25 protein-coding genes are annotated in these 25,409 nt (G+C 66.6%); 7 read left to right on the top strand and 18 right to left on the bottom strand.

What is annotated here, in order from left to right:
• Window positions 1-13: 13 nt before the first annotated feature.
• Window positions 14-703: a YggS family pyridoxal phosphate-dependent enzyme gene (locus RM96_RS06845; protein ID WP_039009088.1), complete on the bottom strand. Its 690-nt coding sequence runs from the start codon at window positions 701-703 to the stop codon at window positions 14-16.
• 65 nt (window positions 704-768) lie between these two features.
• Between RM96_RS06845 and RM96_RS06840 the strand changes: the two genes are divergently transcribed.
• The 3 genes from RM96_RS06840 to RM96_RS06830 all read left to right on the top strand — a co-directional run bounded on the left by RM96_RS06840 (window position 769) and on the right by RM96_RS06830 (window position 3,576).
• Entirely contained in the window at window positions 769-1,812 is a 1,044-nt protein-coding gene (locus RM96_RS06840; protein WP_039009087.1) for a type IV pilus twitching motility protein PilT, read from the top strand.
• Window positions 1,813-1,885: 73 nt separating this feature from the next.
• Window positions 1,886-3,025 (top strand): PilT/PilU family type 4a pilus ATPase, encoded by a 1,140-nt coding sequence (locus tag RM96_RS06835; protein WP_039009084.1) that lies wholly within the window; start codon window positions 1,886-1,888, stop codon window positions 3,023-3,025.
• A gap of 56 nt (window positions 3,026-3,081) precedes the next feature.
• The gene (locus RM96_RS06830; RefSeq protein WP_039009082.1) at window positions 3,082-3,576 is read left to right on the top strand and encodes a glutathione peroxidase; all 495 of its coding nucleotides are present in this window, start codon (window positions 3,082-3,084) and stop codon (window positions 3,574-3,576) included.
• On the opposite strand, the gene RM96_RS06825 is transcribed toward RM96_RS06830, so the two are convergent.
• From RM96_RS06825 to RM96_RS06775, 11 genes are all read right to left on the bottom strand, one after another.
• On the bottom strand, window positions 3,573-4,265 hold the full coding sequence (locus RM96_RS06825) for a helix-turn-helix transcriptional regulator (protein ID WP_039009080.1): 693 nt from the start codon (window positions 4,263-4,265) through the stop codon (window positions 3,573-3,575). The genes RM96_RS06830 and RM96_RS06825 overlap by 4 nt on opposite strands.
• Window positions 4,266-4,276: 11 nt before the next feature.
• Window positions 4,277-4,648 (bottom strand): VOC family protein, encoded by a 372-nt coding sequence (locus RM96_RS06820; RefSeq protein WP_193752404.1) that lies wholly within the window; start codon window positions 4,646-4,648, stop codon window positions 4,277-4,279.
• 76 nt (window positions 4,649-4,724) lie between these two features.
• The gene (locus RM96_RS06815) at window positions 4,725-5,450 is read right to left on the bottom strand and encodes an LrgB family protein (RefSeq protein WP_082016439.1); all 726 of its coding nucleotides are present in this window, start codon (window positions 5,448-5,450) and stop codon (window positions 4,725-4,727) included.
• A complete protein-coding gene (locus RM96_RS06810) occupies window positions 5,447-5,836 on the bottom strand; it encodes a CidA/LrgA family protein (protein WP_039009077.1) in 390 nt (129 codons plus the stop codon). The genes RM96_RS06815 and RM96_RS06810 overlap by 4 nt, the downstream gene beginning before the upstream one ends.
• Before the next feature lie 70 nt (window positions 5,837-5,906).
• Window positions 5,907-7,160 (bottom strand): glycolate oxidase subunit GlcF, encoded by a 1,254-nt coding sequence (gene glcF, locus RM96_RS06805; protein WP_039009075.1) that lies wholly within the window; start codon window positions 7,158-7,160, stop codon window positions 5,907-5,909.
• A 47-nt stretch (window positions 7,161-7,207) separates the two neighbouring features.
• Window positions 7,208-8,302 carry a glycolate oxidase subunit GlcE gene (gene glcE / locus RM96_RS06800; RefSeq protein WP_039009074.1) on the bottom strand — a complete coding sequence of 365 codons (1,095 nt, stop codon included), beginning with the start codon at window positions 8,300-8,302 and terminating at the stop codon, window positions 7,208-7,210.
• A gap of 31 nt (window positions 8,303-8,333) precedes the next feature.
• Complete coding sequence (locus RM96_RS06795) at window positions 8,334-9,263, bottom strand: ion transporter (protein WP_039009072.1); 930 nt, start codon at window positions 9,261-9,263, stop codon at window positions 8,334-8,336.
• A gap of 18 nt (window positions 9,264-9,281) precedes the next feature.
• Window positions 9,282-10,793 carry an FAD-linked oxidase C-terminal domain-containing protein gene (locus RM96_RS06790; protein ID WP_039009070.1) on the bottom strand — a complete coding sequence of 504 codons (1,512 nt, stop codon included), beginning with the start codon at window positions 10,791-10,793 and terminating at the stop codon, window positions 9,282-9,284.
• 178 nt (window positions 10,794-10,971) lie between these two features.
• Window positions 10,972-11,499, bottom strand: a complete 528-nt coding sequence (locus RM96_RS06785) for a GNAT family N-acetyltransferase (protein WP_039009068.1) — start codon at window positions 11,497-11,499, stop codon at window positions 10,972-10,974.
• A gap of 20 nt (window positions 11,500-11,519) precedes the next feature.
• On the bottom strand, window positions 11,520-12,410 hold the full coding sequence (locus RM96_RS06780; RefSeq protein ID WP_039009066.1) for a LysR substrate-binding domain-containing protein: 891 nt from the start codon (window positions 12,408-12,410) through the stop codon (window positions 11,520-11,522).
• Window positions 12,411-12,422: 12 nt separating this feature from the next.
• Window positions 12,423-13,853 (bottom strand): FAD-binding oxidoreductase, encoded by a 1,431-nt coding sequence (locus RM96_RS06775; protein WP_039009063.1) that lies wholly within the window; start codon window positions 13,851-13,853, stop codon window positions 12,423-12,425.
• 276 nt (window positions 13,854-14,129) lie between these two features.
• On the opposite strand from RM96_RS06775, the gene RM96_RS06770 reads away from it, so the two are divergent.
• The 4 genes from RM96_RS06770 (at window position 14,130) to pabB (ending at window position 20,329) form a co-directional block, all read left to right on the top strand.
• On the top strand, window positions 14,130-14,690 hold the full coding sequence (locus RM96_RS06770; RefSeq protein ID WP_039009062.1) for a cob(I)yrinic acid a,c-diamide adenosyltransferase: 561 nt from the start codon (window positions 14,130-14,132) through the stop codon (window positions 14,688-14,690).
• Window positions 14,691-14,896: 206 nt separating this feature from the next.
• Complete coding sequence (gene dnaK, locus RM96_RS06765; protein WP_039009059.1) at window positions 14,897-16,852, top strand: molecular chaperone DnaK; 1,956 nt, start codon at window positions 14,897-14,899, stop codon at window positions 16,850-16,852.
• Window positions 16,853-17,006: 154 nt separating this feature from the next.
• On the top strand, window positions 17,007-18,143 hold the full coding sequence (dnaJ, locus tag RM96_RS06760) for a molecular chaperone DnaJ (RefSeq protein WP_039009058.1): 1,137 nt from the start codon (window positions 17,007-17,009) through the stop codon (window positions 18,141-18,143).
• A 251-nt stretch (window positions 18,144-18,394) separates the two neighbouring features.
• Window positions 18,395-20,329, top strand: a complete 1,935-nt coding sequence (gene pabB, locus RM96_RS06755; protein ID WP_039009056.1) for an aminodeoxychorismate synthase component I — start codon at window positions 18,395-18,397, stop codon at window positions 20,327-20,329.
• Here the strand turns inward: pabB and RM96_RS06750 are convergent.
• The 6 genes from RM96_RS06750 to pcnB all read right to left on the bottom strand — a co-directional run bounded on the left by RM96_RS06750 (window position 20,326) and on the right by pcnB (window position 25,409).
• Window positions 20,326-21,012 (bottom strand): energy-coupling factor ABC transporter ATP-binding protein, encoded by a 687-nt coding sequence (locus tag RM96_RS06750; RefSeq protein ID WP_039009054.1) that lies wholly within the window; start codon window positions 21,010-21,012, stop codon window positions 20,326-20,328. The two genes, pabB and RM96_RS06750, sit on opposite strands and share 4 nt — an antisense overlap.
• The gene (locus RM96_RS06745) at window positions 21,009-21,707 is read right to left on the bottom strand and encodes an ABC transporter permease (protein WP_039009052.1); all 699 of its coding nucleotides are present in this window, start codon (window positions 21,705-21,707) and stop codon (window positions 21,009-21,011) included. Before RM96_RS06745 ends, RM96_RS06750 begins: the two co-directional genes overlap by 4 nt.
• A 6-nt stretch (window positions 21,708-21,713) precedes the next feature.
• Window positions 21,714-22,535 (bottom strand): 3-methyl-2-oxobutanoate hydroxymethyltransferase, encoded by an 822-nt coding sequence (gene panB, locus RM96_RS06740; RefSeq protein WP_039009050.1) that lies wholly within the window; start codon window positions 22,533-22,535, stop codon window positions 21,714-21,716.
• Window positions 22,536-22,684: 149 nt separating this feature from the next.
• A complete protein-coding gene (locus RM96_RS06735) occupies window positions 22,685-23,326 on the bottom strand; it encodes a deoxynucleoside kinase (protein WP_039009048.1) in 642 nt (213 codons plus the stop codon).
• A gap of 49 nt (window positions 23,327-23,375) precedes the next feature.
• A complete protein-coding gene (gene folK / locus RM96_RS06730; RefSeq protein WP_039009046.1) occupies window positions 23,376-23,903 on the bottom strand; it encodes a 2-amino-4-hydroxy-6-hydroxymethyldihydropteridine diphosphokinase in 528 nt (175 codons plus the stop codon).
• Window positions 23,904-25,409, bottom strand: a complete 1,506-nt coding sequence (pcnB, locus tag RM96_RS06725; protein ID WP_039009045.1) for a polynucleotide adenylyltransferase PcnB — start codon at window positions 25,407-25,409, stop codon at window positions 23,904-23,906. It abuts the gene before it with no gap.

Raw genomic sequence — 25,409 nt, 5'->3', positions numbered from 1 at the left:
GGGGCGGACGCCGTCAGGCGCGTGCGCCGAAGATGGCCGTGCCGATCCGCACGATGGTGGCGCCTTCCGCAATGGCGGCCTCCATGTCGGCCGTCATGCCCATCGACAGGGTATCCACGTCGAGGCCGGCTTCGCGCAGTGCCGCCAGCAGTTCGCGCATGGCGGCAAACGGGCGCCGCTGCGCCGCCGGGGCGCTGGCGGGTTCGGGAATCGCCATCAGCCCGCGCAGCCGCAGGCCGGGCAGGCCCGCCACCGCGCGCGCCAGTTCCAGCGCCTGCGCGGGCGGCACGCCGCTCTTGCTGGCCTCGCCGCTGATATTGACCTGGATGCAGACCTGCAGCGGTGCCATGCCGGCCGGGCGCTGAGCCGACAGCCGTTCGGCGATCTTGAAGCGGTCGAGGGCGTGCACCCAGTCGAAATGCTCCGCCACGAGCCGGGTCTTGTTGCTTTGCAGCGGTCCGATGAAGTGCCACTCGAGCTGGCTGCGCAGGTCGGCCAGCGCGACGATCTTGTCCACGCCTTCCTGCACGTAGTTCTCGCCAAAAGCGCGTTGTCCGGCGTCGAATGCGGTCCGCACCACGGTGGGCGGAACGGTCTTGGCAACGGCCAGCAGGGCCACGTCCAGGGGCTGTCTTCCGGCCTGTTGTGCGGCCGCCGCGATGCTCCGGTGAACGGCTTGCAAGTTGGCGGCGATTACAGACATAATCCGGCGGACATACAGAAGAAGTACGAAAAGTACTAACAATTATCAGGGTGGGGTCATTATAGATGGACATCGCACAGCTATTGTCTTTCGCCGTCAAGAACAAGGCGTCCGATCTTCATCTATCGTCGGACATGCCGCCGATGGTGCGTATTCACGGCGACATGCGCCGTATCAATATCGCGCCGATGGGGCACAAGGATGTCCACGCCATGGTGTACGACATCATGAGCGACTCCCAGCGCAAGACCTACGAAGAACGGCTCGAAATCGATTTCTCGTTCGAGATCTCGGGGCTGTCGCGTTTCCGAGTCAACGCCTATAACACGCAGCGCGGCGCCGCCGCGGTATTCCGTACGATTCCGTCCAAGGTGCTGACGCTGGAAGACCTGCGCGCACCGGCGGTGTTCGGCGATCTGTGCATGAAGCCGCGCGGCCTCGTGCTGGTGACCGGCCCGACTGGTTCCGGCAAGTCCACCACGCTGGCGGCGATGGTCGACCATCGCAATGAAAACGACATGGGTCACATCCTGACGGTGGAAGACCCGATCGAATTTGTCCACAACTCCAAGAAGAGCCTGATCAACCAGCGCGAACTGGGGCCGCACACGCATTCGTTTGCCAACGCGCTGCGCTCCGCGCTGCGTGAAGACCCGGACGTGATCCTGGTGGGCGAACTGCGCGACCTGGAAACCATCCGCCTGGCGCTGACCGCGGCGGAAACCGGCCACCTGGTCTTCGGCACGCTGCACACCAGTTCCGCGGCTAAGACCATCGACCGTGTGGTCGACGTGTTTCCGCCCGAAGAGAAGGACATGGTGCGCACCATGTTGTCCGAATCGCTCGAGGCGGTCATCTCGCAGACGCTGCTCAAGACCCGCGACGGCAACGGCCGTACCGCGGCGCACGAGATCATGATCGCCACGCCGGCCATCCGCCACCTGATTCGCGAAAACAAGATCGCACAGATGTACTCGATGATGCAGACCAGCAGCGGACTGGGCATGCAGACGCTGGACCAGTGCCTGTCGGACCTGATCAAGCGCAGCATGATCAGCTACAACGACGCGCGCGCGATCGCCAAAAATCCGGACGCGTTCATGGGCTGAGGCTCGCGCCAACGCCGCCAAGCCTTCTGGCCGCTGCCACCGCGCAGCGGCCGCATTCCTGCAGGACACCGCCATGCTCGATCGCGATTCCGCCGCCAAGTACATCAACGACCTGCTGGAGCTCATGGTGAGCAACCGCGGCTCGGACCTGTTCATCACCTCGGACTTTCCGCCCGCCATCAAGGTCGACGGCAAGATCACGCCGGTTTCGCAGCAGCCGCTCAACCCGACCCAGGCACTCGGCCTGGTGCGCTCGATCATGAACGAGCGGCAGGCGAGCGAATTCGACGTCAGCCGCGAATGCAACTTTGCGATCACTGCGCCCAAGGCCGGGCGCTTCCGCGTCTCGGCCTTCATCCAGCAGGGCAAGGCAGGGATGGTGGTGCGGACCATCAACACGCAGATCCCGTCGGTGGCCGATCTTGATCTGCCGGAATCGCTGCACGAGATCGTGATGTCCAAGCGCGGCCTGGTGATCGTGACCGGCGCGACGGGCTCGGGCAAGTCGACCTCGCTGGCCGCGATGCTGGATCATCGCAATGCGCACTCGTACGGCCACATCATCACCATCGAGGACCCGATCGAATATGTGCATGCCCACCAGAACTGCATCGTTACGCAGCGCGAGGTCGGCATCGATACCGAGTCCTGGCACATCGCGCTGAAGAACACGCTGCGTCAGGCGCCGGACGTAATCCTGATCGGCGAAATCCGTGACCGCGAAACGATGGAATACGCGATGCAGTACGCGGAAACCGGCCACCTGTGCCTGGCCACGCTGCACGCCAACAATGCCAACCAGGCCATCGACCGCATCGTCAACTTCTTCCCCGAGGAGAAGCGCCAGCAGTTGCTGATCGACCTGTCGCTCAACCTGAAGGCGATGATCTCGCAGCGCCTGCTGCCGCGCGCCGGTCGCAAGGGCCGCGTGCCGGCGGTGGAAATCATGATCGGCACGCCGCTGGTGGCAGACCTCATCTTCAGGGGCGAGATCCACGAGCTCAAGGAGGTGATCAAGAAGTCGCGCGAGCAGGGCATGATCTCGTTCGACCAGGCACTGTTCGATCTCTACGAGGCCGGCAAGATCACCTATGAGGACGCGCTGCGCAATGCCGATTCGCTCAATGACCTGCGGCTGATGATCAAGCTGCACAGCGCCAGCTCCAAGGACACCGATCTTGGTGCCGGCACCGAGCATCTCAATGTCATCTGACGTCGTGCGCGCCCGGCCCCGCGGCGGTATGCTTCATTCACACAGAGGAGTCCGCCATGAGTAACGTCTATCAGTTCGAAGCCAGTTCCCTTGCCGGCCAGCCGGTGCCGCTGTCGAAATTCCAGGGCAAGGTGCTGCTCATCGTCAACACCGCCAGCGAGTGCGGATTCACGCCGCAGTACGCGGGCTTGCAGAAGCTGCAGGATGAATATTCCGGGAAGGGGATGGAGGTGCTGGGCTTTCCGTGCAACCAGTTCGGCAAGCAGGAGCCGGGCGATGCGCAGCAGATCGGCCAGTTCTGCGAGTCGCGCTTTTCCGTGACGTTCCCGATGTTCGCCAAGATCGACGTGAACGGTCCGGAAGCGCACCCGCTCTACCAGTGGCTGACCAGCGAGAAGCGCGGCGTGCTCGGCACGCAGGCGATCAAATGGAATTTCACAAAATTCCTGCTGCGCCGTGACGGCACCATCTACAAGCGCTACGCGCCGATGACCAAGCCGGAAGAGATCCGCGGCGATATCGAGACGCTGCTGGCTGACCCTTCGGCCTAACCCGCACCACTGGCCCGCACTGCGCGCAGGAAGCCATTGAGCGAGCGGTCCGGCGTTTCGTGGAAGTGGTCGTCCAGCATCCGGATCGCGCGGCACCGGTCCAGCCGGAAGCTGCGGTAGTCGGTGCGGGTCGTGCACCACGCCGCCAGCAGCCACGCGTTGCCCCAGAAGAAGAGCCCCAGCGGCTGCACCACGCGCTCGGTCACGCGCTGCTGCGCGTCGCAGTAGTCGAGCAATAGCAGCTGCTGCGCGTTCAGTGCGCCGTGCACGACGTCGAAAGCCTCGCGCACCTGCGCCTGGTTGACATACTCGGGCGCGAACACGCGGCTCTGCTGCGCCGCCAGGCGGCGCGGCGGCGGCAGCGCGGCCATCAGCTTTTCCAGCGCGGGATCGGCAGCGGCTGCCAGGTTGCCGCCGCCCCAGGCCTTCAGCAGGCGCAGGCCGGCCACCAGGGCTTCAACTTCCAGTGCGGTGAACATCAGCGGCGGGACATCGAAATCGGCACGCAGCCGGTAGCCGATGCCGGCCTCGCCTTCGACCGGCACGCCTGACAGCGAGAGCGCCTGGATGTCACGGTAGACCGTGCGTTCCGACACGCCGAGCCGCTGCGCCAGCAGCGCCGCCGTGGTCAGGCGGCGCCCGCGCAGGACCTGGACGATCTGGAAGAGGCGGTCGGCGCGGCGGCTCACAGGCGTTCCGGTCAGCCGGCGATCGGCTCGTGCAGCCCGATGCGGTTGCCTTCGCTGTCGGTGATATGCGCGATGCGGCCGATGTCGCCCGGCAACTGCAGCGGGCCGAACACGGTCTTGCCGCCGGCCTGGGTGGCGCGCGCCAGCAGGGCATCGAGCGCCGGCGCGTGCAGGTACGGCACCGGCCCGTAGTAGTTGCTGGGGCGATAGCCCTCGCCGGCCACCAGCGCGCCACCCGGGTCCGGATGCGGAAAGACGGCCATGTCGATCTGGCTCATGGTCTCGCGCTTGAGTTGGGTCTGGAATACCTGCTCGTAAAAGTGCACGGCACGGTTCATGTCGACGACGGGAATTTCGAGCCAGTTGATCAGGCGGTTGCTCATGATGGACTCCTCGGTCACAGGGATGGGAGATCGCATCATGAGCGGGGGCTGCTGACAGCGTACTGTCAGGAGGCTGTCAGTGTGGCATCCAGGCGGCCAGCACGGGCACCATGATGGCCGTCAGCACGCCATTCAGGCCCATGCCCAGCGCGGCGAACGCGCCAGCCTCCTGGTTCACCTGGAACGCGCGCGCGGTGCCGATGCCGTGCGCGGCCACACCGGTGGCAAAGCCGCGCACGCTGTAGTCGCGAATGCGCAGCAGGTTCAGCACGCTGGTCGCGCTGATGGCGCCGATGATGCCGGTGGCCATCACCAGCACGGCCGTGAGCGAGGGCAGCCCGCCGATCTTCTCCGCCACGCCCATCGCGATCGGGATGGTGACCGACTTTGGCGCGAGCGAGCGCACCGTTTCCGGCGACGCGCCCAGCAGGTACGCGATGCCGACCGCCGACACCACCGCCACCACCGAGCCCGCTACCAGCCCGATCAGCAGCGGCAGCACATGCGTGCGCAGCTTGGGCAGTTGCAGGTAGAGCGGCACGGCCAGCGCCACCGTGGCGGGGCCGAGCAGGAAGTGCACGAACTGCGCGCCGTCGAAGTAGGTCTTATACGGCGTGCCGGTGACGGTCAGCACCGTGACCAGCAAAGCCACCGCGATCATCACCGGATTGGCCAGCGGCGAGAAACGCGAGCGCTCGTAGATTCGGAACGCGAAGACGTACGCCAGCAGCGTTGCCGTCAGCCCCACCAGCGGGCTGGCGGCCAGATAGACCCAGATCTCGTTGAGGCGGGGCGTCATCATGCCTGGTCTCCCTTGATGGCCGTGTCGGCAGGCTGCGCCGAGGGCTCGGACGGCTTGCGCATCAGCATTCGCGTGACCACGGCGGTGGTGGCGATCGCCAGCCAGGTGGAGATCACCAGCGAGATCAGGATCGGCATCCACTCGCCTTCGATGCGGTTGGCGTGGACCATGATGCCGACGCCGGCCGGCACGAACAGCAGCGAAAGATGCTTGAGCAGTTCGGTGGTGGTGCCCTGGATGATGGGCAGCAGGCGGTCGTCAAAGACGAGCCAGCCGAACAGCAGGATCATGCCCAGCACGGGGCCGGGCACGGGCAGGTGCAGCGCGTAGCTGATCACCTCGCCGACGGATTGGAAAACCAGGAGGATGGCAAAAGTCTGGAGCATGGGGCGTTCTTTGTCTGGATATCATGCGCAGCCGTGCGGAGGCACGCCGAGCCGCCCCATGCTACGCGCTTCAGCCGAGCATGCGGTCCACCAGCTCGATCCAGTGCATCACCGGCGTTTCGGTGCCGCTCTGCAGATGGGTGATGCAGCCGATATTGGCCGACACGATGGCTTCGGGCTGCGTGGCCTGCAGGTTGGCGAGCTTGTCGTCGCGCAGGCGGTAGGCCAGTTCCGGCTGCAGCACCGAATACGTGCCCGCCGAGCCGCAGCACAGGTGGCTGTCAGCGCAGAGTTTGACCTCCACGCCGAGGCCGGTCAAGAGCGCTTCCACTTTGCCGCGGATCTGCTGGCCGTGCTGCAGCGTGCAGGGCGGGTGCCAGGCCACGCGCCGGTTGTCGCGCGGCACCGCCCCGGCCTGTGCGTGCAGGTCGCCGGCAAAGTCGGGCAGGATCTCCGACAGGTCGCGCGTGAGCGCCGACACGCGGCGCGCACGTTCGGCGTACTTCGGATCGTCGCGCAACAAATGGCCGTAGTCCTTCACCAGCGCGCCGCAACCGGATGCCGTCATCACGATGGCTTCCGCGCCGGCTTCGATATGCGGCCACCATGCATCGATATTGCGGCGCATATTGTCGAGACCGCCGTGGTGGTCGCCGGTGTGAAAGCGGATGGCGCCGCAGCAGCCGGCCTCGCGCGCCACGATGAGTTGGACGCCGACGCGGTCGAACACACGCGCGGTTGCGGCATTGATGTTGGGCGACATCGATGGCTGCACGCAACCGTCGAGCAACAACATCTTGCGCGCGTGTACATTGCGCGGCCACGTGCCGGGCTCGGACGTATGGTTCAGTGCCGGCACCTTGTTGCGCAATGTTCCGGGCAACATCGGCCGTACCATCTGCCCGAACTTCAGCGCCGGGCCGAACAGGGCAGGCCGCGTCAGCCCTTCGCGCAGCACCCAGCGCGCGATGCGCTCGCGCGCCGGGCGGCGGATGCCCTCGGCTTCCAGGCGGTCGTCCACGATCTGGCGGCCGATATCCACCAGGCGGCCGTATCGCACGCCCGACGGGCAGGTCGATTCGCAGTTGCGGCAGGTCAGGCAGCGGTCCAGGTGCAGCCGCGTGCTTTCGGTGATCGCATTGCCTTCCAGCACCTGCTTCATCAGGTAGATGCGCCCGCGCGGGCCATCCAGTTCATCACCGATCAGCTGGTAAGTGGGGCAGGTGGCGGTACAGAAGCCGCAATGCACGCACTTGCCGACGATGGACTTGGCTTCCTCGCCTTCGGGGGTGTTGCGCAGAAAATCGGCCAGGGTCGTTTGCATGATGTGGGGTGGGGTTGCCTGGGCGTTGAACGGATGCTGAACCTGGTCTAGAGGCCGGGATACATGCGCCGCGGGTTGAAGATGCCCGCCGGGTCGAACGACGCCTTCAGCCGGGTATGGATCGCAGCCAGCGGCGACGACAGCGGCGTGAACACGCCCACAGACTTGTCGCCGTTGCGGAACAGCGTGGCGTGGCCGCCGGCAGCCTGCGCCACGGCGCGTACCGTGCCGGCGTCGGTGCTGTCGTCAGGCAGCCACCAGCGCTGGCCGCCGCCCCATTCGATCAGCTGGGCGCCGGGCAGGTCGAGCGGCGCGGCCGTGGGCGGCATGGCAAGACGCCACAGCGCGCGGCCACCGAGCGCGGGCGCAAAGAAGGGATGCGCCTGCTCGCGCAGCGATTGCCACAGCGCAATCGCTTCCGCTTGATCGAACGGCTCGCCGCCGAGCTTTTCACGCGCGGCACGCACCGCGGCGGCTGCACCGGAGAGCCGCACATGCAGCACGCCGTCATGCCACGCGGAGGCCGCGATCGGTAGCGGCTGGCCGCCCCACTGGTTGAGGCGGTCGATGGCTTCCGCCTGCGTCATGGCAAAGCGCAGCGTGGCGTCGTCGAAGGGCGCGGGCAGCACCTTCAGCGATACCTCCAGGATCAGGCCCAGCGTGCCGAGCGAACCCGCCAGCAGACGCGACACGTCATAACCGGCCACGTTCTTCATCACCTGGCCGCCGAAGTTCATCACCTCGCCGCGGCCGTCCATCAGCTGCGCGCCCAGGACGAAGTCACGCAGCGCGCCGACCGACTGCCGGCGCGGCCCCGACAGGCCCGCTGCCACGGCTCCGCCGATGGTGGCGGCGCTGGCCTGTCCAGGCGCGGCGAAGTGCGGCGGCTCGAAGGCCAGGATCTGGCGCTTTTCCGCCAGCGTGGCTTCGATCTCCGCCAGCGGCGTGCCGCAGCGCGCCGTGATGACCAGCTCGGCCGGATCGTATTCGACGATGCCGCGATAGGCACGGGTGTCCAGCACCTGGCCCTCCAGGGCCTGGCCATAGAAGTCCTTGCTGCCGCCACCGCGCAGGCGCAGTGCTGTGTGGGTATCCGTGGCATGCCGGACGGCATCGCTGAAGGAGTCGAGGATGGCTTGCATGTGGGTCCGGGTATGGGTTCTCGTTGGTCGCTCAGGCGTCTTTCCGGCTGCTGCCGGCCGCGCCGCCCGGCACCTCCGGACGATCGTTCTGGTATGCCGGCAGATGGCTGCCGCAGTGCTTGCAGTACTGCGCGTCGGGTTCGTGGCCCTCGGTCAGGCAATGCGTGCAGGTGCGCGTGGTCAACGGCCGCTTCATGATACTGGCCGCCAGCTCGGCGCCGACGATGCCGGTAGGGAAGGCAATGATGCCGTAGCCCAGCAGGATGGTCAGTGAAGTGATGAACTGCCCCAGGGGCGTCTTGGGCACCATGTCGCCGAAGCCCGTGGTGGTAAGCGTAACGACCGCCCAGTACATGCTGACGGGGATGCTAGTAAAGCCGTGCTGCGGGCCTTCCACCACGTACATCACCGTGCCGAGGATCACGGTGATGATGAACACCGTGCCCAGGAACACGAAGATCTTGCGGCGGCTGTTGGCCAGCGCGCGATAGAGGATCTCGGCTTCCTCGAAGTACACCGTGAGCTTGAGGATCCGGAACACGCGCAGCAGCCGCAGCAGCCGGACGTCGATCAGGAACGCCAGCTCGGGCAGGAAGAAGGCGAGCCACGTCGGCATGATCGAGATGAAGTCGATCACGCCGTAGAAGCTGAACACGTAGCGCCATGGCCGCCGCACCACCAGGATGCGCATCGCATACTCGGCGGTGAAGAACAGTGTGAACATCCATTCCAGCACCGTGAACAGCGTGCCGAGCCGGTCGTGCACCGCGGGCAGGCTGTCCAGCATCACCACCAGCACGCTCGCCACGATGGCGATCAGCAGCGCAACGTCGAACAGCCTGCCGTCGCGCGTGTCGGCTTCGAAGATGATGGTGTACCAGCGCTGGCGCCAGCCCGATTCCGGGCGGCCCAGGCGCTGGCGGGTGAATTCGGTCTGCTGCTTCTGGCTGCGGTGCGGCATCTGCAATGGGCGCCGGCTTCAGAAGCGCGGCAGGTCGGGATGAGGGAGCAGGCCCTTCTTCACGTGCATCTTGCCGTACTCGGCGCAGCGCGCGAGGGTGGGAATGGCCTTGTCCGGGTTAAGCAGGCGCGCCGGGTCGAAGGCCGCCTTCACGCTGAAGAACATGTCGCGTTCCGAAGGCGAGAACTGCACGCACATCGAATTGAGCTTCTCCACGCCCACGCCATGCTCGCCGGTGACGGTGCCGCCCAGTTCCACGCAGGCTTCCAGGATGTCGGCGCCGAACAGCTCGGCGCGGTGCCATTCGTCCTGGTCCGCGCCATCGAACAGGATCAGCGGGTGCATATTGCCGTCGCCGGCATGGAACACGTTGATGCAGCGCAGGGCGTACTTGCGCTCCATTTCCTCGATGCGCTTGAGCAGCGTGCCGATGTGCTTGCGCGGGATGGTGCCGTCCATGCAGTAATAGTCCGGCGAGATGCGGCCGGCGGCGGGGAAGGCGTTCTTGCGCCCGCTCCAGAAGCGCAGCCGCTCGGCTTCGTTCTGCGACACCACGATGCGCGTGCAGCCGGACGCCGTCAGCACCGCGCTCATGCGTTCGATTTCCTCCGCCACCTCTTCCGGGGTGCCGTCGGACTCGCACAGCAGGATGGCGGCGGCATCCAGGTCGTAGCCGGCGTGCACGAATTCCTCCACCGCGGCCGTGGCCGGCTTGTCCATCATCTCCAGCCCAGCCGGGATGATGCCGGCGGCGATCACGTCCGCCACCGCGTTGCCGCCTTTCTCGACATCGTCGAAGCAGGCCATGATCACCTGCGCCAGCTGCGGCTTGGGAATCAGCTTGACGGTGACCTCGGTCACAACCGCCAGCATGCCCTCGGAACCGATCAGCACGGCCAGCAGGTCCAGGCCCGGGGCGTCGGGCGCTTCGGAGCCGAACACGACGACTTCGCCTTCCATCGTCACGGCACGCACGCGCAGCACGTTGTGCACGGTCAGGCCGTATTTCAGGCAGTGCACGCCGCCGGAATTCTCGCTGACATTGCCGCCGATGGTGCAGGCGATCTGCGAAGAGGGGTCCGGTGCGTAGTAGAGGTTGTATGGTGCGGCGGCATCGGAGATCGCCAGGTTGCGCACGCCCGGCTGGACCACCGCGGTGCGCGAGCGCGGATCCACGCTCAGGATGCGCTTGAACTTGGCCAGCGACAGCACCAGTCCTTCGGCGATCGGCATCGCGCCGCCGGACAGGCTGGTGCCGGCGCCGCGCGGCACGACCGGGACGCCCAGCTTGTGGCACAGGCGCAGGATTGCGCAGACCTGTTCCTCGGTGTCCGGCAGCGCCACGGCCATCGGCACTTGCCGGTAGGCGGCCAGGCCGTCGCATTCGTAGGGAACGGTGTCCTCGGGTTTCCACAGCAGAGCTGCGTCCGGCAGGATCTGCGCCAGTCCGGCGAGCAGCGCGCTGCGGCGGCCGTCGGCAATGCCGGCGCTGTCGCTGGCGATCTTCGGGGCATCGTGCGGGGCATTCATGGCAACTCCTGAGGTGGCCCTGGCGGCGTTGTGCCGTGCGGCCGGGCGGGACGGGTGACTATAGCGCAGGCATGTCGCCGCCAGCGCTCCCGCGTACGTGAATTCGGCATGCCAGGCCGATCAAAAATCCTCATCATGACGAGAGTAGCACCGCCTGCCGGTGCCGGTAATGCCGCCCTCAGCTTGCCGGGGCGTCGGCGGCGGCAGGTAGCCGGCACACCATGTCGAGCTTGTCGTAAAAGTGCGGTGCCACGTACAGCGCGTCGGGCTCCAGCCCGAAGCGGACAAAGCCGAGGGACTCATACAGGCGGATCGCGCCGGGGTTCGCGGCGTTGACGCATAGCGTTACCTGGCGCACGCCCGGCATGGTGGCGGCCAGCTTCATCGCGCGTTCCATCATCTGCCGGCCAAGCTTGCGGTCGCGGTATCCGGGCGCCACGTACATGCCATAGATGAAGGCCTTGTGCCGATGCTTTGCCTTCTCCTCGCGCATCAACCCGACCACGCCAACCAGCGCCGCCCCATCGAACGCGCCGAAGACCGACTTGTCCGCGGTGGCCGCCAGCCTCGCGGCCACGGTTTCCGGCGGCAGGTCGCGTTCTTCTTCGAGGCTGGAAGCGAAGGCTTCCGGCGCTTCCAGCAGCCCGGCCAGGCGCAGGTCCTTGAAGGCGGCGGCATCGGCGGGAGTGAGCAGTCGGATCTGCATGGCGGATAGTGTGTGCAGGGCTACCAGTCCAGGCTCAGCAGCCAGTCAACGAAATAGCGCGCTTCCGGCTTGAGCGGTGCCTGTTCCCGTTCGACGATGTAATAGCCGTGCGGCGAGACCGACTCCACGTCAAGCAGGCGCACCATCTGGCCCAGCGACAGCCAGTGCCGGGCCATGCGCTGGCGCACCAGCGCCACGCCCTGGTTGGAGGCGATGGCTTCCAGCATCAGGCCGATATCATTGAACTGCGGCCCCGTCTGTGGCTCGGGCCAGTCCAGGCCGGCGGTCTCGAACCATGGCTTCCAGGGTTCGAGCGGGCTGCGCAGCAGGACCAGGTTGTGCAGATGCTCGGGCTTGGTGACGGCCCGGCCGTTAACGCGCTCGTAGTACTCGCGCCCGCAGGCAGGGAACACTGGCTCGACGAGGAGCTTGGTGGTCTTCAGGTCGGGATAGCGCCCCGTGCCGTAGCGGATCTCCACATCGGTGTCTTCGGCCTTCACGTCCAGGAACGGAATGGCCAGGTGCAGCTCAAGGTCGATATGCGGGTATAGCGTGCCGAACTCTGGCAGGCGCGGCACCAGGTGCTGGCGGCCGAAGGTTGGCGGGATCGCCACCCGCAGCCGCGTGCGCAGCTTGTTGTACTCGGGCCGCGCCAGTTCGTTGAGCGACTTGAGCGCATCCTGCACGTTGCGCAGGTAGCGCGTGCCGGCCGCGGTCAGGCGCAGAGCGGCGTTGGAGCGCACGAACAGGTCTTCGCCCCACAGCTCCTCGAGGTTCTTGATACGGTGCGAGACCGCGCTGGGCGTAACTGACAGCTCTTCGGCCGCGCGCGCAAAGCTGCCAAGGCGCGCGGCAGCTTCGAACGCGATCAGCAGGTGCAGCGGCGGAACGCGGTTGAACATGGAGGCCATCCCGAGCGCCGCTTACTGTGCGGGGCCGCGCGTGGCGCTGAAGATCTTGCCCGGGTTCAGGATGTGGTTGGGATCCAGCGCATCCTTGATGACGCGCATCAGGTCCAGCGCGTCCTCGCCATGCTCCTGCACCAGGAAGCCCATCTTGTGCAGGCCCACGCCGTGCTCGCCGGTGCAGGTGCCGCCCATGGCCAGCGCGCGCTCGACGATGCGACGGTTGATGACCTCCGCCTCGGCCATTTCCTCGGGCTTGTCCGGGTCGACCAGGATCGCCACGTGAAAGTTGCCGTCGCCGACATGGCCGACGATGGGGCAGGGCAGCGACGACGCGTTCAGGTCCTTCTCGGTCTCGGTGACGCAGTCGGCCAGGCGCGAGATCGGCACGCACACATCGGTGGTCACCGACTTGCAGCCCGGTTTGAGTTGCAGCATGGCGAAGTACGCGGTATGGCGCGCGTTCCACAGCCGGCTGCGGTCTTCCGGGCGCGTGGCCCATTCGAAGCCCTGGCCGCCGTGCTCGGCGGTGATCTGCTGCACGGTCTCGGCCTGCTCGCGCACGCCGGCCTCGGTGCCGTGGAATTCGAAGAACAGGTGCGGCGTTTCCGGCAACGTCAGGTTGTCGTGGCGGTTGATCGCGCGGATTGCCAGCGCGTCGACAAACTCCACGCGCGCAACGGGCACCCCGAGCTGGATGGTTTCGATCACCGCTTGCACGGCGCTGCCCATGCTGGGGAAGGCGCAGACTGCGGCGGAGATGGCTTCCGGCTGCGGATACAGGCGCACTGTCACCTCGGTGATGATGCCGAGCGTGCCTTCGCTGCCGACAAAAAGACGGGTGAGGTCATAGCCGGCCGAAGACTTGCGGGCATGGGTGCCGGTGCGGATGATGCGGCCGTCGGCCGTCACCACGGTCAGCGCCAGCACGTTCTCGCGCATGGTGCCGTAGCGCACCGCGTTGGTCCCCGACGCGCGCGTGGCGCACATGCCGCCCAGCGAGGCATCCGCGCCGGGATCGATCGGGAAGAACAGGCCGGTGTCCTTGATCTCCTGGTTGAGCTGCTTGCGCAACACGCCGGTCTGGACCGTCACGGTCAGGTCCTCGGGCTGCACCGACAGGACCTTGTTCATCTGCGACAGGTCGAGGCTGATGCCGCCGGCCACGGCGAGCAGGTGGCCTTCGAGCGACGAGCCGGCGCCGTAGGGAATCAGCGGCACGCCATGCTGGTTGCACAGCCTCGCTACCTCGGCGACTTCCTCGGTGCTGTGCGCGAATACCACGCCATCGGGCAGTTCCGGCGGGAACGGAGACTCGTCGCGGCCATGGTGCTCGCACACGCCTGCCGAGGTGGTGAACCGATCGCCGAAGCGGGCTTCAAGGGCTTCGCGCACGGCAGGCGGAAGCGGGCGGCGTGCCAGCGCGGCGTGGGGCGTGGGGTGGTTCATGCGGGTCTCCGTCGGGTCGGCCTGGCGGCGTGGAGCCCTCCGCGAGTGAGCGGCGGGTGCCGGCGGGCGGGAGCGCGACCCGGTTGTCAGTTTGACGAATGCAGCCATTTTACGCCGCGCGGCGCCTGATGCACCCCCGTGAGCGGCGATACCCGCCTTCGGCACGGGCCGGCAGCGTACCGGCGGGCGGCAAAGCGCGCCATAATTCGCCATTTCCATGGCCCCGCACTTCGGCGGCAGCGCCATGGCCACATTGTTTCTTCGGAGGAGACCGGCATGGGCCACCGCCTGTCCAAGATTGCCACCCGCACCGGCGACGCCGGCACCACCGGCCTCGGCGACGGCAGCCGCACCGGCAAGGACAGCCTGCGCATTGCCGCCATCGGCGACGTGGACGAGCTGAACTGCCACGTCGGCGTGCTGCTGACCGAATCGCTGCCCGAGGACGTGCGCGCCGCGCTGCTGCACGTCCAGCACGACCTGTTCGATCTGGGTGGCGAATTGTCCATCCCGGGCTACACCCTGCTCAAGGCAGAGCAGGTGGCCCAGCTCGACACCTGGCTGGCCGGCTACAACGCCAACCTGCCCCGGCTGGCCGAATTCATCCTCCCCGGCGGCAGCCGCGCCGCCGCGCAGGCTCACATCTGCCGCACCGTCTGCCGGCGCGCCGAACGGGCGCTGGTGGCCCTTGGCGCCGCCGAAGCGCTCAACGAGGCGCCGCGCCAGTACCTGAACCGACTGTCCGACCTGATGTTCGTTTTGGCGCGGGTATTGAACCGTGCCGCGGGCGGCAGCGACGTGCTTTGGCAGCGCGAGCGGAAGTCCGCTGAAAAGTGATGAAAATCCGTCATTTGACGGGTTTCGACGTACGGGGGGAAGCTAGCGGCTCAAGGCCAGCGTCCGGCTGCCGTTGTCCGAAAGGATTAGCCGAGAAAATTACTCGGAATTGCCGCTTCCGCCCTTGAAAAGCCCTCGGACGGCCACATTTCGCCATCAGGTTGAATTGCAGCCGCGCGGATAGCGAGGCTCAAGAGGAGAGAATAATGGGTAAGATCATCGGTATCGACCTCGGTACCACCAATAGCTGCGTCTCGATCCTGGAGGGCAACACCCCCAAGGTCATCGAAAATTCCGAAGGCGCCCGCACCACCCCGTCGATCATCGCCTACATGGAAGACGGCGAGATCCTGGTCGGGGCACCCGCCAAGCGCCAGGCCGTCACGAACCCGCGCAACACCCTGTACGCGGTGAAGCGCCTGATCGGCCGCAAGTTCGAAGAGAAGGAAGTCCAGAAGGACATCGGCCTGATGCCGTACTCCATCGTCAAGGCCGACAACGGCGACGCATGGGTGTCGGTGCGCGACCAGAAGCTGGCGCCGCCGCAGGTTTCCGCCGAAGTGCTGCGCAAGATGAAGAAGACGGCCGAGGACTATCTCGGCGAGCCGGTGACCGAAGCCGTGATCACCGTGCCGGCGTACTTCAACGACTCGCAGCGCCAGGCCACCAAGGATGCCGGCCGCATCGCCGGCCTGGACGTCAAGCGCATCATCAACGAGCCGACCGCGGCCGCGCTGGCGTTCGGCATGGACAAGAACGAGAAGGGCGACCGCAAGATCGCCGTGTATGACCTCGGCGGCGGTACCTTCGATATCTCGATCATCGAGATCGCGGACGTGGACGGCGAGAAGCAATTCGAAGTGCTGTCGACCAACGGCGATACGTTCCTGGGCGGCGAAGACTTCGACCAGCGCATCATCGACTACATCATCAGCGAGTTCAAGAAGGACCAGGGCGTCGACCTGTCCAAGGACGTGCTCGCGCTGCAGCGCCTGAAGGAAGCCGCTGAAAAGGCCAAGATCGAGCTGTCGAGCTCGCAGCAGACCGAGATCAACCTGCCGTACATCACGGCCGATGCCTCGGGTCCGAAGCACCTGAACCTGAAGATGACCCGTGCCAAGCTCGAATCCCTGGTGGAAGAGCTGATCACGCGCACCATCGAACCGTGCCGCATCGCCATCAAGGATGCGGGCGTCAAGGTGAGCGACATCGACGACGTGATCCTGGTCGGCGGCATGACCCGCATGCCCAAGGTGCAGGAACAGGTCAAGGAGTTCTTCGGCAAGGAAGCGCGCAAGGACGTGAACCCGGACGAAGCCGTGGCCGTGGGTGCCGCGATCCAGGGCTCGGTCCTGTCGGGCGACCGTACCGACGTGCTGCTGCTGGACGTGACGCCGCTGTCGCTGGGTATTGAAACCCTGGGCGGCGTGATGACCAAGATGATCACCAAGAACACCACCATCCCGACCAAGCATGCGCAGGTGTTCTCGACGGCTGACGACAACCAGCCGGCAGTGACCATCAAGGTGTACCAGGGCGAGCGCGAGATGGCGACCGGCAACAAGCTGCTGGGCGAGTTCAACCTCGAAGGCATTGCGCCGGCACCGCGCGGCATGCCGCAGATCGAAGTCTCGTTCGACATCGACGCCAACGGCATCCTGCACGTGGGCGCCAAGGACAAGGCCACCGGCAAGGAAAACCGGATCACCATCAAGGCGAACTCGGGCCTGTCGGAAGATGAGATCCAGCGCATGGTGAAGGACGCCGAGGCCAACGCCGAGGAAGACAAGAAGGCCCGCGAGCTGGCCGATGCCCGCAACCAGGCCGACGCGCTGATCCACTCGACCAAGAAGGCGCTGACCGAATACGGCGACAAGCTGGAAGGCGGCGAGAAGGAAAAGATCGAAGCTGCGATCAAGGAACTGGAAGACGCCGCGCGCGGCGGCGACAAGGCCGAGATCGACGCCAAGGTCAACGCGCTGTCCGAAGTCAGCCAGAAGCTGGGCGAGAAGGTCTACGCCGACATGCAGGCCAAGTCCGGCGAAGCCGGCGCGGCCGGTGCGGCCGGTGCGGCCGGTGCGGCCGGTGGCCAGCAGCAGGCCCAGCCGCAGGACGACAACGTTGTGGACGCCGAATTCAAGGAAGTCAACGACAAGAAGTAATCGGGCCGGCGGAGAGTGATCTCCGCCTCCCCGACGCCGGGCGACGGACATCGGACCAGGTGGGTAACCACGGTCGGATGCCTCGCTCGGCTTTTTTGCTATTCGCCAGGCCTGCGCCGGACGCGCATGCCAGGCCAATCAGGTAAGAGCCACCATGGCAAAACGTGACTACTACGAAGTGCTCGGGGTAGGCAAGAACGCGAGCGACGACGAGATCAAGAAGGCTTATCGCAAGCTCGCGATGAAGTACCACCCGGACCGCAATCCGGACAACAAGGAATCCGAGGAAAAATTCAAGGAGGTCAAAGAGGCCTACGAGATGCTTTCCGATTCGGAGAAGAAGGCGGCATACGACCAGTATGGCCATGCCGGCGTGGATCCGAACATGGCTGGCGGCTTCGGCGGCGGCCAGGGTTACGGCGGCTTTGCCGAGGCGTTCGGCGACATCTTCGGCGACATCTTCGGCCAGCAGGCCGGTGGCCGTCGCGGTGGCGGCGGCCCGCAGGCCTACCGTGGCGCCGACCTGCGCTACAGCATGGAGATCTCGCTGGAGCAGGCCGCGCACGGCCACGAGGCGCAGATCCGCGTGCCGCACTGGGACGAATGCGATCACTGCCACGGCAACGGCGCCGAGCCGGGCTCGAGCGTCGAGACCTGCCCGACCTGTAACGGCGTGGGCCAGGTGCGCGTGTCGCAGGGCTTCTTCACCATGCAGCAGACCTGCCCGAAGTGCCACGGCAGCGGCAAGTTCATTCCCAAGCCGTGCACCAAGTGCCACGGCCAGGGCAAGCTGAAGTCGCAGAAGACGCTGGAAGTGAAGATCCCGGCCGGCATCGACGAAGGCATGCGCATCCGCTCGTCCGGCAACGGCGAGCCTGGCATCAACGGCGGCCCCCCCGGTGACCTGTACGTGGAAGTCCACATCAAGCCGCATGCCGTGTTCGAGCGCGACGGCGACGACCTGCACTGCCAGATGCCGATCTCCTTCGCCACCGCGGCGCTGGGCGGCGACCTGGAAGTGCCCACGCTGGGCGGCAAGGCCAGCTTCCCCGTACCGGAAGGCACGCAGGCCGGCAAGACCTTCCGCCTGCGCGGCAAGGGCATCAAGGGTGTGCGTTCGGGCTATCCGGGCGACCTCTACGTGCATGTGAACGTGGAGACGCCCGTGAAGCTGACCGAGGCGCAGAAGGACATGCTGCGCCAGTTCGACCGCTCGGTGCACGAAGGCGGCTCGCGCCACAGCCCGCAGGAGCAGTCCTGGCTGGACAAGGTGAAGAGCTTCTTCAGCTGAATCGGTGTGTTGTCAGAGACCGGCCATGTGAAAGCGTGGCCGGTTTTTTGTTTTGTGGACAACGTTGCCCGGCCCCCACTGTGTGTTCCTCCCCTCTCCCGCTTGGGGGAGAGGGGCCGGGGGAGAGGCAGGCGCTGCCATCGCTACCAGCCCAGTCAATTACCTCACGCTCTTCCGCCGCGCGATAATGCGTCGTTGTCCCGCCGTTTCCTCCTCGCGCTCGCAGTTCTGTCTTTCCTGAAGATTTTCCCGTGGTAGCAAGCATCCAGCCTCCGCCCTCACCCCCGGCCCCTCTCCCGCAAGCGGGCGAGGGGAGCACACCGCCAGCCGGAGAAGAGGTCTTCGTCCTTCTCGATGACGCCACGGCACCGGCGGGGCAAGCCGCGTCGCGCCTCTATACCGGCTTCGCACGCGAAGACGTCTTCGCGGTCGGCAGCGATGTCGCGCAGATCGATGCCATGCTCGCTGACGGCTGGCGCCGAGGCTGGCACGCTACGCTATTTGCCCCGTACGAATTCGGCGGCCCGCTGGTGGGCGCGCCCGTCCACACGGGAACCGGCTTGCCGTTCCACGACGGCGCGTTGCGGCTGCTGTGGTTCCGTCAGCTGCGGCGCATGGATACGCAGGGCGTGGCTGCATGGCTGGCGGAACAGGCCGAGGCCCAATCCCCGGCGGGAATGATGAACGTAGCCTCCGACACCTCGCGCGAGGCATTCGACGAAGGCATTGCCCGTATCCATCAGTGGATCGAGGCCGGCGACACATACCAGGTCAACTTCACGCAGCGCCTGCGGTTCTCCGCCTTCGGCGATCCCATGGCTTTGTTCGCCGCGCTGCGTGCCGCCCAACCCGTGCCGTTCGCGGCGCTGGCCTGCCTGCCCGGTGACGGATGGGTGCTGTCGCTTTCGCCCGAGCTGTTCGTGAGCCATGATGGCCACGGCCATCTGCTGACGCGCCCGATGAAGGGCACCGCGCCACGCTCCGGCGATCCCGCGCGCGATGCCGAAGCCGCGGCGGCGCTGGCGGCCGATGCCAAGAATCGCGCCGAGAACGTGATGATCGTCGACCTGCTGCGCAATGACCTCGGACGCGTCGCGCAGCCCGGGAGCGTGGCGGTGCCGGAGCGCTTTTCGGTGCAGCCCTTCGGCGCGGTGCTGCAGATGACTTCCACCGTGACAGCCACGGCGAGGGCGGGCACGGCGTTCTCCGAACTGCTTGCAGCGTTGTTCCCATGCGGCTCGATCACCGGCGCGCCCAAGCGTCGCACCATGCAGATCATTGCCGAGCTGGAAGCGGCGCCGCGCGGACTCTACACGGGGGCGATCGGCTGGCTGGATGCACCGGTTGCCGCCGACAGCGGAATCGGTCCCTTTGCTCTGTCTGTCGCGATCCGCACGCTGGTGCTTGCCGCGCCGGCTGCGGACGGCCTGCGCGCGGGCGAGATGGGCGTGGGCGGCGGCATCGTGCATGACAGCGTGGCGGCCGAAGAATTTGCCGAATGCGGCTGGAAGGCCCGCTTCCTGACGCGCCACGATCCCGGTTTCACGCTGTTCGAAACCATGCGCGCGGAAGACGGCAGATGCCTCCGGCCGGAACGGCATCTGTCCCGGCTGGCGGCATCGGCCGCGGCCTTCGGCTTTGCGTTTGATCTTGCGGCGGCAAGGGCCGCGGTGCAGGCCGAGGCGGTGCGCCTTGGCGCGGGCACGTGGCGCCTGCGCATGAGCGTGAACAAGGCGGGAGCACTGACCTTCGCCAGCGGAGCACTGGCGCCGCTCGGCGCATCACCTGTCATGGTCGACCTGGCCGCGGAGCCGCTTGCGGACGCCGATCCGATGCGCCGCCACAAGACCAGCGCACGCGCGGTCTTCGATGCCGGCTGGCAGGCCGCCGAGCGCGATGGCTGCTTCGACCGCCTCTTCTTCAACACGCGCGGCGAGCTGCTCGAAGGCGGGCGCAGCTCCGTCTTCGTCAAGGTGGATGGCCGCTGGCTGACGCCGCCGCTCTCGGCCGACATCCTGCCGGGCGTGATGCGTGCGGTGATGCTGGAAGAGGGCGATGCGTTGTTCGACACGCCTGCGTCGGAGGCAGTCATCACCCGCGCCATGCTGGCGCGGGCGGAATCGATCGTGGTGGCCAATGCCCTGCGCGACGCGATGCCAGCGAAACTGAAGCTGTCCGTTGACTAGCGGTGATGCGTATCGAGGTGGCCGTCGCCCAGCTTCCAGCGCACCACGCCGGGCAGGTTGATCAGGTCGCGGTCATGGCAGATCATCACCACGGTCCGGCCTTCGTCGGCGAGTTCGCGCACCAGCGCAATGACCTGCTCGCGCGCGTGGCCGTCGAGGCTCGAGGTGGGTTCGTCCAGCAGCAACAGTTCCGGCTCCAGCACCTTGGCGCGCGCCAGCGCCACGCGCTGGACTTCGCCGCCTGACAGGCGCTCCGGCGCGGTGTCCTGCACGTGCGAGATGCCGGCCCAGCCGAGCGCCTCGCCAACCCGGCGCGCAACTTCATGACGCGGAAGGCCCCGCGCACGCAGCCCGTAGGCGATATTCTCGCGTACCGAGGTGCGGAACAGATACGGATGCTGGTGCAGGTAGGCGATGCGCTGGCGCAGTTCTAGCGGGAACGGGTCCAGCGGTGCACTGCGAGATGAGCCGTGTGTGTCGGTCCAGTGTGCCGTGGCGCCGGGCGCCGGCTCCAGCCCGGCCACCATGCGCAGCAAGGTGGATTTGCCCGCGCCGTTGACGCCGGTCAGCACGATGGCCGTCGCGCGCGGAAATGCGAGCTCTGTGATATCGAACAGGCGGCGCGCGCCGATGGTGCGTGCCAGTCCGCGTACGGTCAGAACCGGAGACGATGCGGCGTTCATCGGCGGAATCCTCCGGCGCCTTGCAGCCAGGACAGTCCGATGTTGACCAGCAGCGCCAGCGCCACCAGCACGATGCCCAGCGCAATGCCCTGTGCGAATTCACCCTTGCTGGTTTCGAGGGCGATGGCGGTGGTGATGGTGCGGGTCGAGCCTTCGATATTGCCGCCGATCATCAGCGCCGAGCCCACTTCGGCAATGACCCGGCCGAAGCCCGCCACCACCGCTGCCATCAGCCCGAAACGCAGTTCGCGGATCACCGTGACGAAGGTGCGCCAGTGGCCTGCGCCCAGCACCCAGGCGGTTTCGCGCAAGCGTGCATCAGCGCCCTGCAGCGTGGACAGCGAAAACGCCAGCACTACCGGGAAGCCGATTACGGCCTGTCCGAGCACCATGCCCGAAGGCGTGAACAGCAGTCCGAAGCTGCCCAGCGGCCCCTGTCGCGTCAGCAACAGGTAGAGGATCAGCCCGACCAGCACGGTCGGGAAGGAGAGGAAGGCCTGCGCCACCACCACCACGGCGCGCCGGCCCGGGAACCGGTGCGTGGCGATCAGCCAGGCCGCGCCGACCGCCGGCGCCGTCGCAATCGCCAGTCCCAGCACCGCCACCATCAGCGAAGTCCATACGATGAACCACAGCGCGGCGTCGCCGCTGGCGAGCAGGCGGAAGGCTTCGGCGGTGGCGGTTCCGATCTCCACCGGCGGTCAGGCCGAGAAGGTGTGCTCGGCGGCCGGGAAGCTGCGGTCCTTCACCGCGGCGACGTACGCGCGTACGGCGCCCTCGATCGAGGTCTGGCCTTCCATGAAGTTGCGCACGAACTTGGCCTTGCGGCCGGGATAGACGTTGAGCATGTCCTGCAGCACCAGCACCTGGCCGGAGCAGTCCACGCCAGCGCCGATGCCGATGGTGGGGACCGTCAGCAGTTGCGTGATCTCGCCGGCCAGCGTTGCCGGCACGGCTTCCATCAGCACCACCTGCGCGCCGGCGGCCTGCAGCGCGAGCGCGTCGCGCTTGAGCTGCGCCGCGCTTTCGCCGGTCTTGCCCTGCACCTTGAAGCCGCCCAGCGCGTGGACCGACTGCGGCGTGAGGCCAATGTGCGCGCATACCGGAATGCTGCGCTCGACCAGGAACTTGACGATGGGCGCGAGCCAGTCGCCGCCTTCGAGCTTGACCATCTGCGCGCCGGCCTTCATCAGCGTAACGGCGCTGGTAAAGGCGGTTTCCGGCGTGGGGTAGGTGCCGAACGGCAGGTCCGCCATCACCAGCGCGGTCTGGTTGCCGCGGGCCACGCATTCGGTGTGATAGGCCATCTGTTCCAGCGTGACCGGCAGCGTGGTCTGCTGGCCCTGCATCACATTGCCGAGCGAGTCGCCGACCAGGATCACTTCCACGCCGCAATAGTCGAGCAGCGCGGCGAAGCTGGAGTCGTAGGCGGTCAGCATCACGATCTTTTCGTCGGCGGCGCGCATGGCCTGCAGCCTGGGGATCGTGACGGTCTTGCGGGAGGGATCGAGGAGGTAGCTCATGGCGGTGCCCGTCTATGACGGCTGTTGGCGGCGCCGGGAGCGGCCGGTGCGGACCCGGGGCGCGTCGCGCACGCGGATGCCGGGCCGGGAGGCCCCCTGCGCGGCAACAACTGCTGTCGTTATTGTGTATGTCTGCCAGGCGGGGCCTGTCAGGGCGCAGCGAGATTGAGAAAGGCCTTGCGGCCGCGCATGTTTTCGATGCGCGACAGTAGTGTACGGAAATCGCCGTCGTTGTCCACCGGATTGAAGTGGGCGGTGTCCACGATCAGCACGGGTGCTTCGTCGTAGCGGTGGAACAGCTCACCGTAGGCATCGGTCAGCCGTTGCAGGTAGTTTTCGTCGATGCCGGCCTCGGCCGGGTCGCCGCGCCGGGCGATGCGCTCGCGCAGCAGGGAAGGCGTGGCCTGCAGCATGATCACCAGGTCCGTGCGCTGCGGCGGCAGCTTCAGCCTGGCGGCGATGGCGTCATAAATGGCCAGTTCGTCCTCGGGCAGCGTCAGCGCGGCGTAGAGACGGTCCTTCGCAAAGAGGAAATTGCTCACCATGCGCTGGCCGGCCAGCAGGGCGTTCTGCCACTGCTGCAGCTGGTCGGCGCGCTGGTTGAGGCAATGGAGCTGCATCGGCAGCGCGTAGCGCGCCGGCTCGCGATAGAAACGTTCCAGGAACGGATTGTTGCGTGCGCCGTCAGGCAGTTCTGCCGTGTGCAGCGTATGAGCCAGCCGCTGGGCCAGCGCGGTCTTGCCGGACCCGACGGGGCCTTCAACCACGATGCGGCGCAGGTGTTCGAGCATGGCGATCGGGCGGTTCAGCGGCGGTGCAGCGAGCGCGCGCCTGTGGTGTTCAGCCGGCAGCGCCAGCGTCGCCGGCGGACGACAGGCGCAGGCATTTGCAGGTGGAGATCTTCTCGATCCGCTGGTCCTCCACGCCCGGCAGATGGTCGGCGGCGCGGCCGAAGCCGGGGATCACCAGTTCCGGATCGAGCTCGAGCAGCGGCACCAGCGTGAAGGCACGTGCCGTCACGCGCGGGTGCGGCACGGTCAGATTGTCTGCGGTGTGCTGTTCGTTGCCGAATACCAGCAGGTCGAGGTCCAGCGTGCGCGGCGCGTTGCGAAAGGGACGCTCCCGGCCGAACTGGTCTTCGATGTGGTGGCAGATGCGCAGCAGCTGCGCGGCGGTGAACGAGGTCTGCACCTTGACCACCGCGTTGTAATAGTCGTCGCCGGTGGCATCGACAGGCGCCGTACGGTACATCGAGGAGCGCGCCAGCACCGTGATGCCGACCTGCTGGGCCAGGCACACGATCGCGTCCTTGAGCGCCTGGCTGGCATCGCCCAGGTTGGCGCCGATGCCGATAAAGGCAAGTGTCATTTACGAATCCTCCGGCTGGCCGCGGCCGGGATTTGCATCCTGTCCAGCGTCCGTGTCGCTCCGGGAGGACACTTTATCCGATTTCCGCGGACTGCGCCGGCGGCGCTTCTTGCGCGCCGGTGCCTCGCCATCGGCCGCCGGGCCGCGCGCGGCGCGCAGCGAATCGATCAGGTCTTCGCGCTGGTCCGGCGCCGCATCCTGGAACGCCTGCCACCATTCGGCCAGCTCCGCCGGCAGCTCGCCCGACTGGCAGCGCAGATGCAGGAAGTCGAAGCCGGCGCGGAAACGCGGCGACTCCAGCAGGCGGAACGGCATGCGGCCCACGCGCTTCTCGAAACGCGGCTGCATGCCCCAGATATCGCGCATGTCCGTGACAAAGCGGCGCTGGATCGCCAGCTGGCCGGTCTGCCGTTCCAGCACCATATCCATGGCCGTATTGAGCGCGGCGATGGCGTGCTCGCCTTCCTCGCGCAGCTTGCTCCAGCGCTGCAGGACGTGGTGCCACAGCAGCGCGGCAAACAGGAAGCCGGGCGATACCGGCTTGCCGGCCTGGACGCGGCGATCGGTGTTGTCCAGCGCCAGCTGCACGAAGCGCTCGCCCATCGGCTGCTCGAGCGCCACGTCCAGCAGCGGCAGCAGGCCCTTGTGCAGGCCGGCCTTGCGCAGTTCCTGCAGCGATGCCCAGGCGTGGCCCGACATCAGCAGCTTGAGCATTTCGTCGAACAGGCGCGCGCTCGGCACGTTGTGGATCAGCGACGCGAGCCCGGCGATCGGCTGGCGCGTGGCCTCGTCGATGTCGAAGCCGGTCTTGGCCGCGAAGCGCACCACGCGCAGCATGCGCACCGGGTCCTCGCGGTAGCGCGTGACCGGGTCGCCGATCATGCGCAGCGTGCGGGCGCGGATGTCTTCCATGCCGTGATGGTAGTCATGCACGGTCTGCGCGGCCGGATCGTAGTACATCGCATTGATGGTGAAGTCGCGGCGTTCCGCGTCCTCGGCCTGCGAGCCCCACACATTGTCGCGCAGCACGCGGCCCGAGGCGTCGATCGCGTGCGTCTTCGTATCCAGCTCGGCACGCTTCATGCGGCGGCCTTCCGGCAGCGTTTCGCTGGCAATGGCATCCACCAGCGCGCGGAAGGTCGAGACTTCGATGATTTCCTGTTCGCGCCCGCCGTAGAACGTCACGTGCACGATCTGGAAACGCCGCCCGATGATGCGCGAACGGCGGAACAGCGCCTGCACCTGGTCCGGGGTGGCGTTGGTGGCGACGTCGAAATCCTTGGGCTTGATGCCCAGCAGCAGGTCGCGAACGGCGCCGCCCACGATAAAGGCCTGGTAGCCGGCCTGTTGCAGTGTGGAAGTGACCTTTACGGCATTGCGCGAAAGCAGCGTCGGATCGATGCGATGTTCGTCGACGGTAACGATGCGCGGCGTATGGGCGCGGCCGATACGCCGCTGCTTCGGGCCGGGTTTGCCCAGCAGCCGGTTGATGAGTTTTTTTATCAC

The sequence above is a fragment of the Cupriavidus sp. IDO genome, assembly GCF_000812465.1.
In the GTDB taxonomy this organism is placed as follows: domain Bacteria; phylum Pseudomonadota; class Gammaproteobacteria; order Burkholderiales; family Burkholderiaceae; genus Cupriavidus.
The sequence above is the reverse complement of the archived record's forward strand: the minus strand, read 5'-3'. Positions and strand labels throughout refer to the sequence as shown.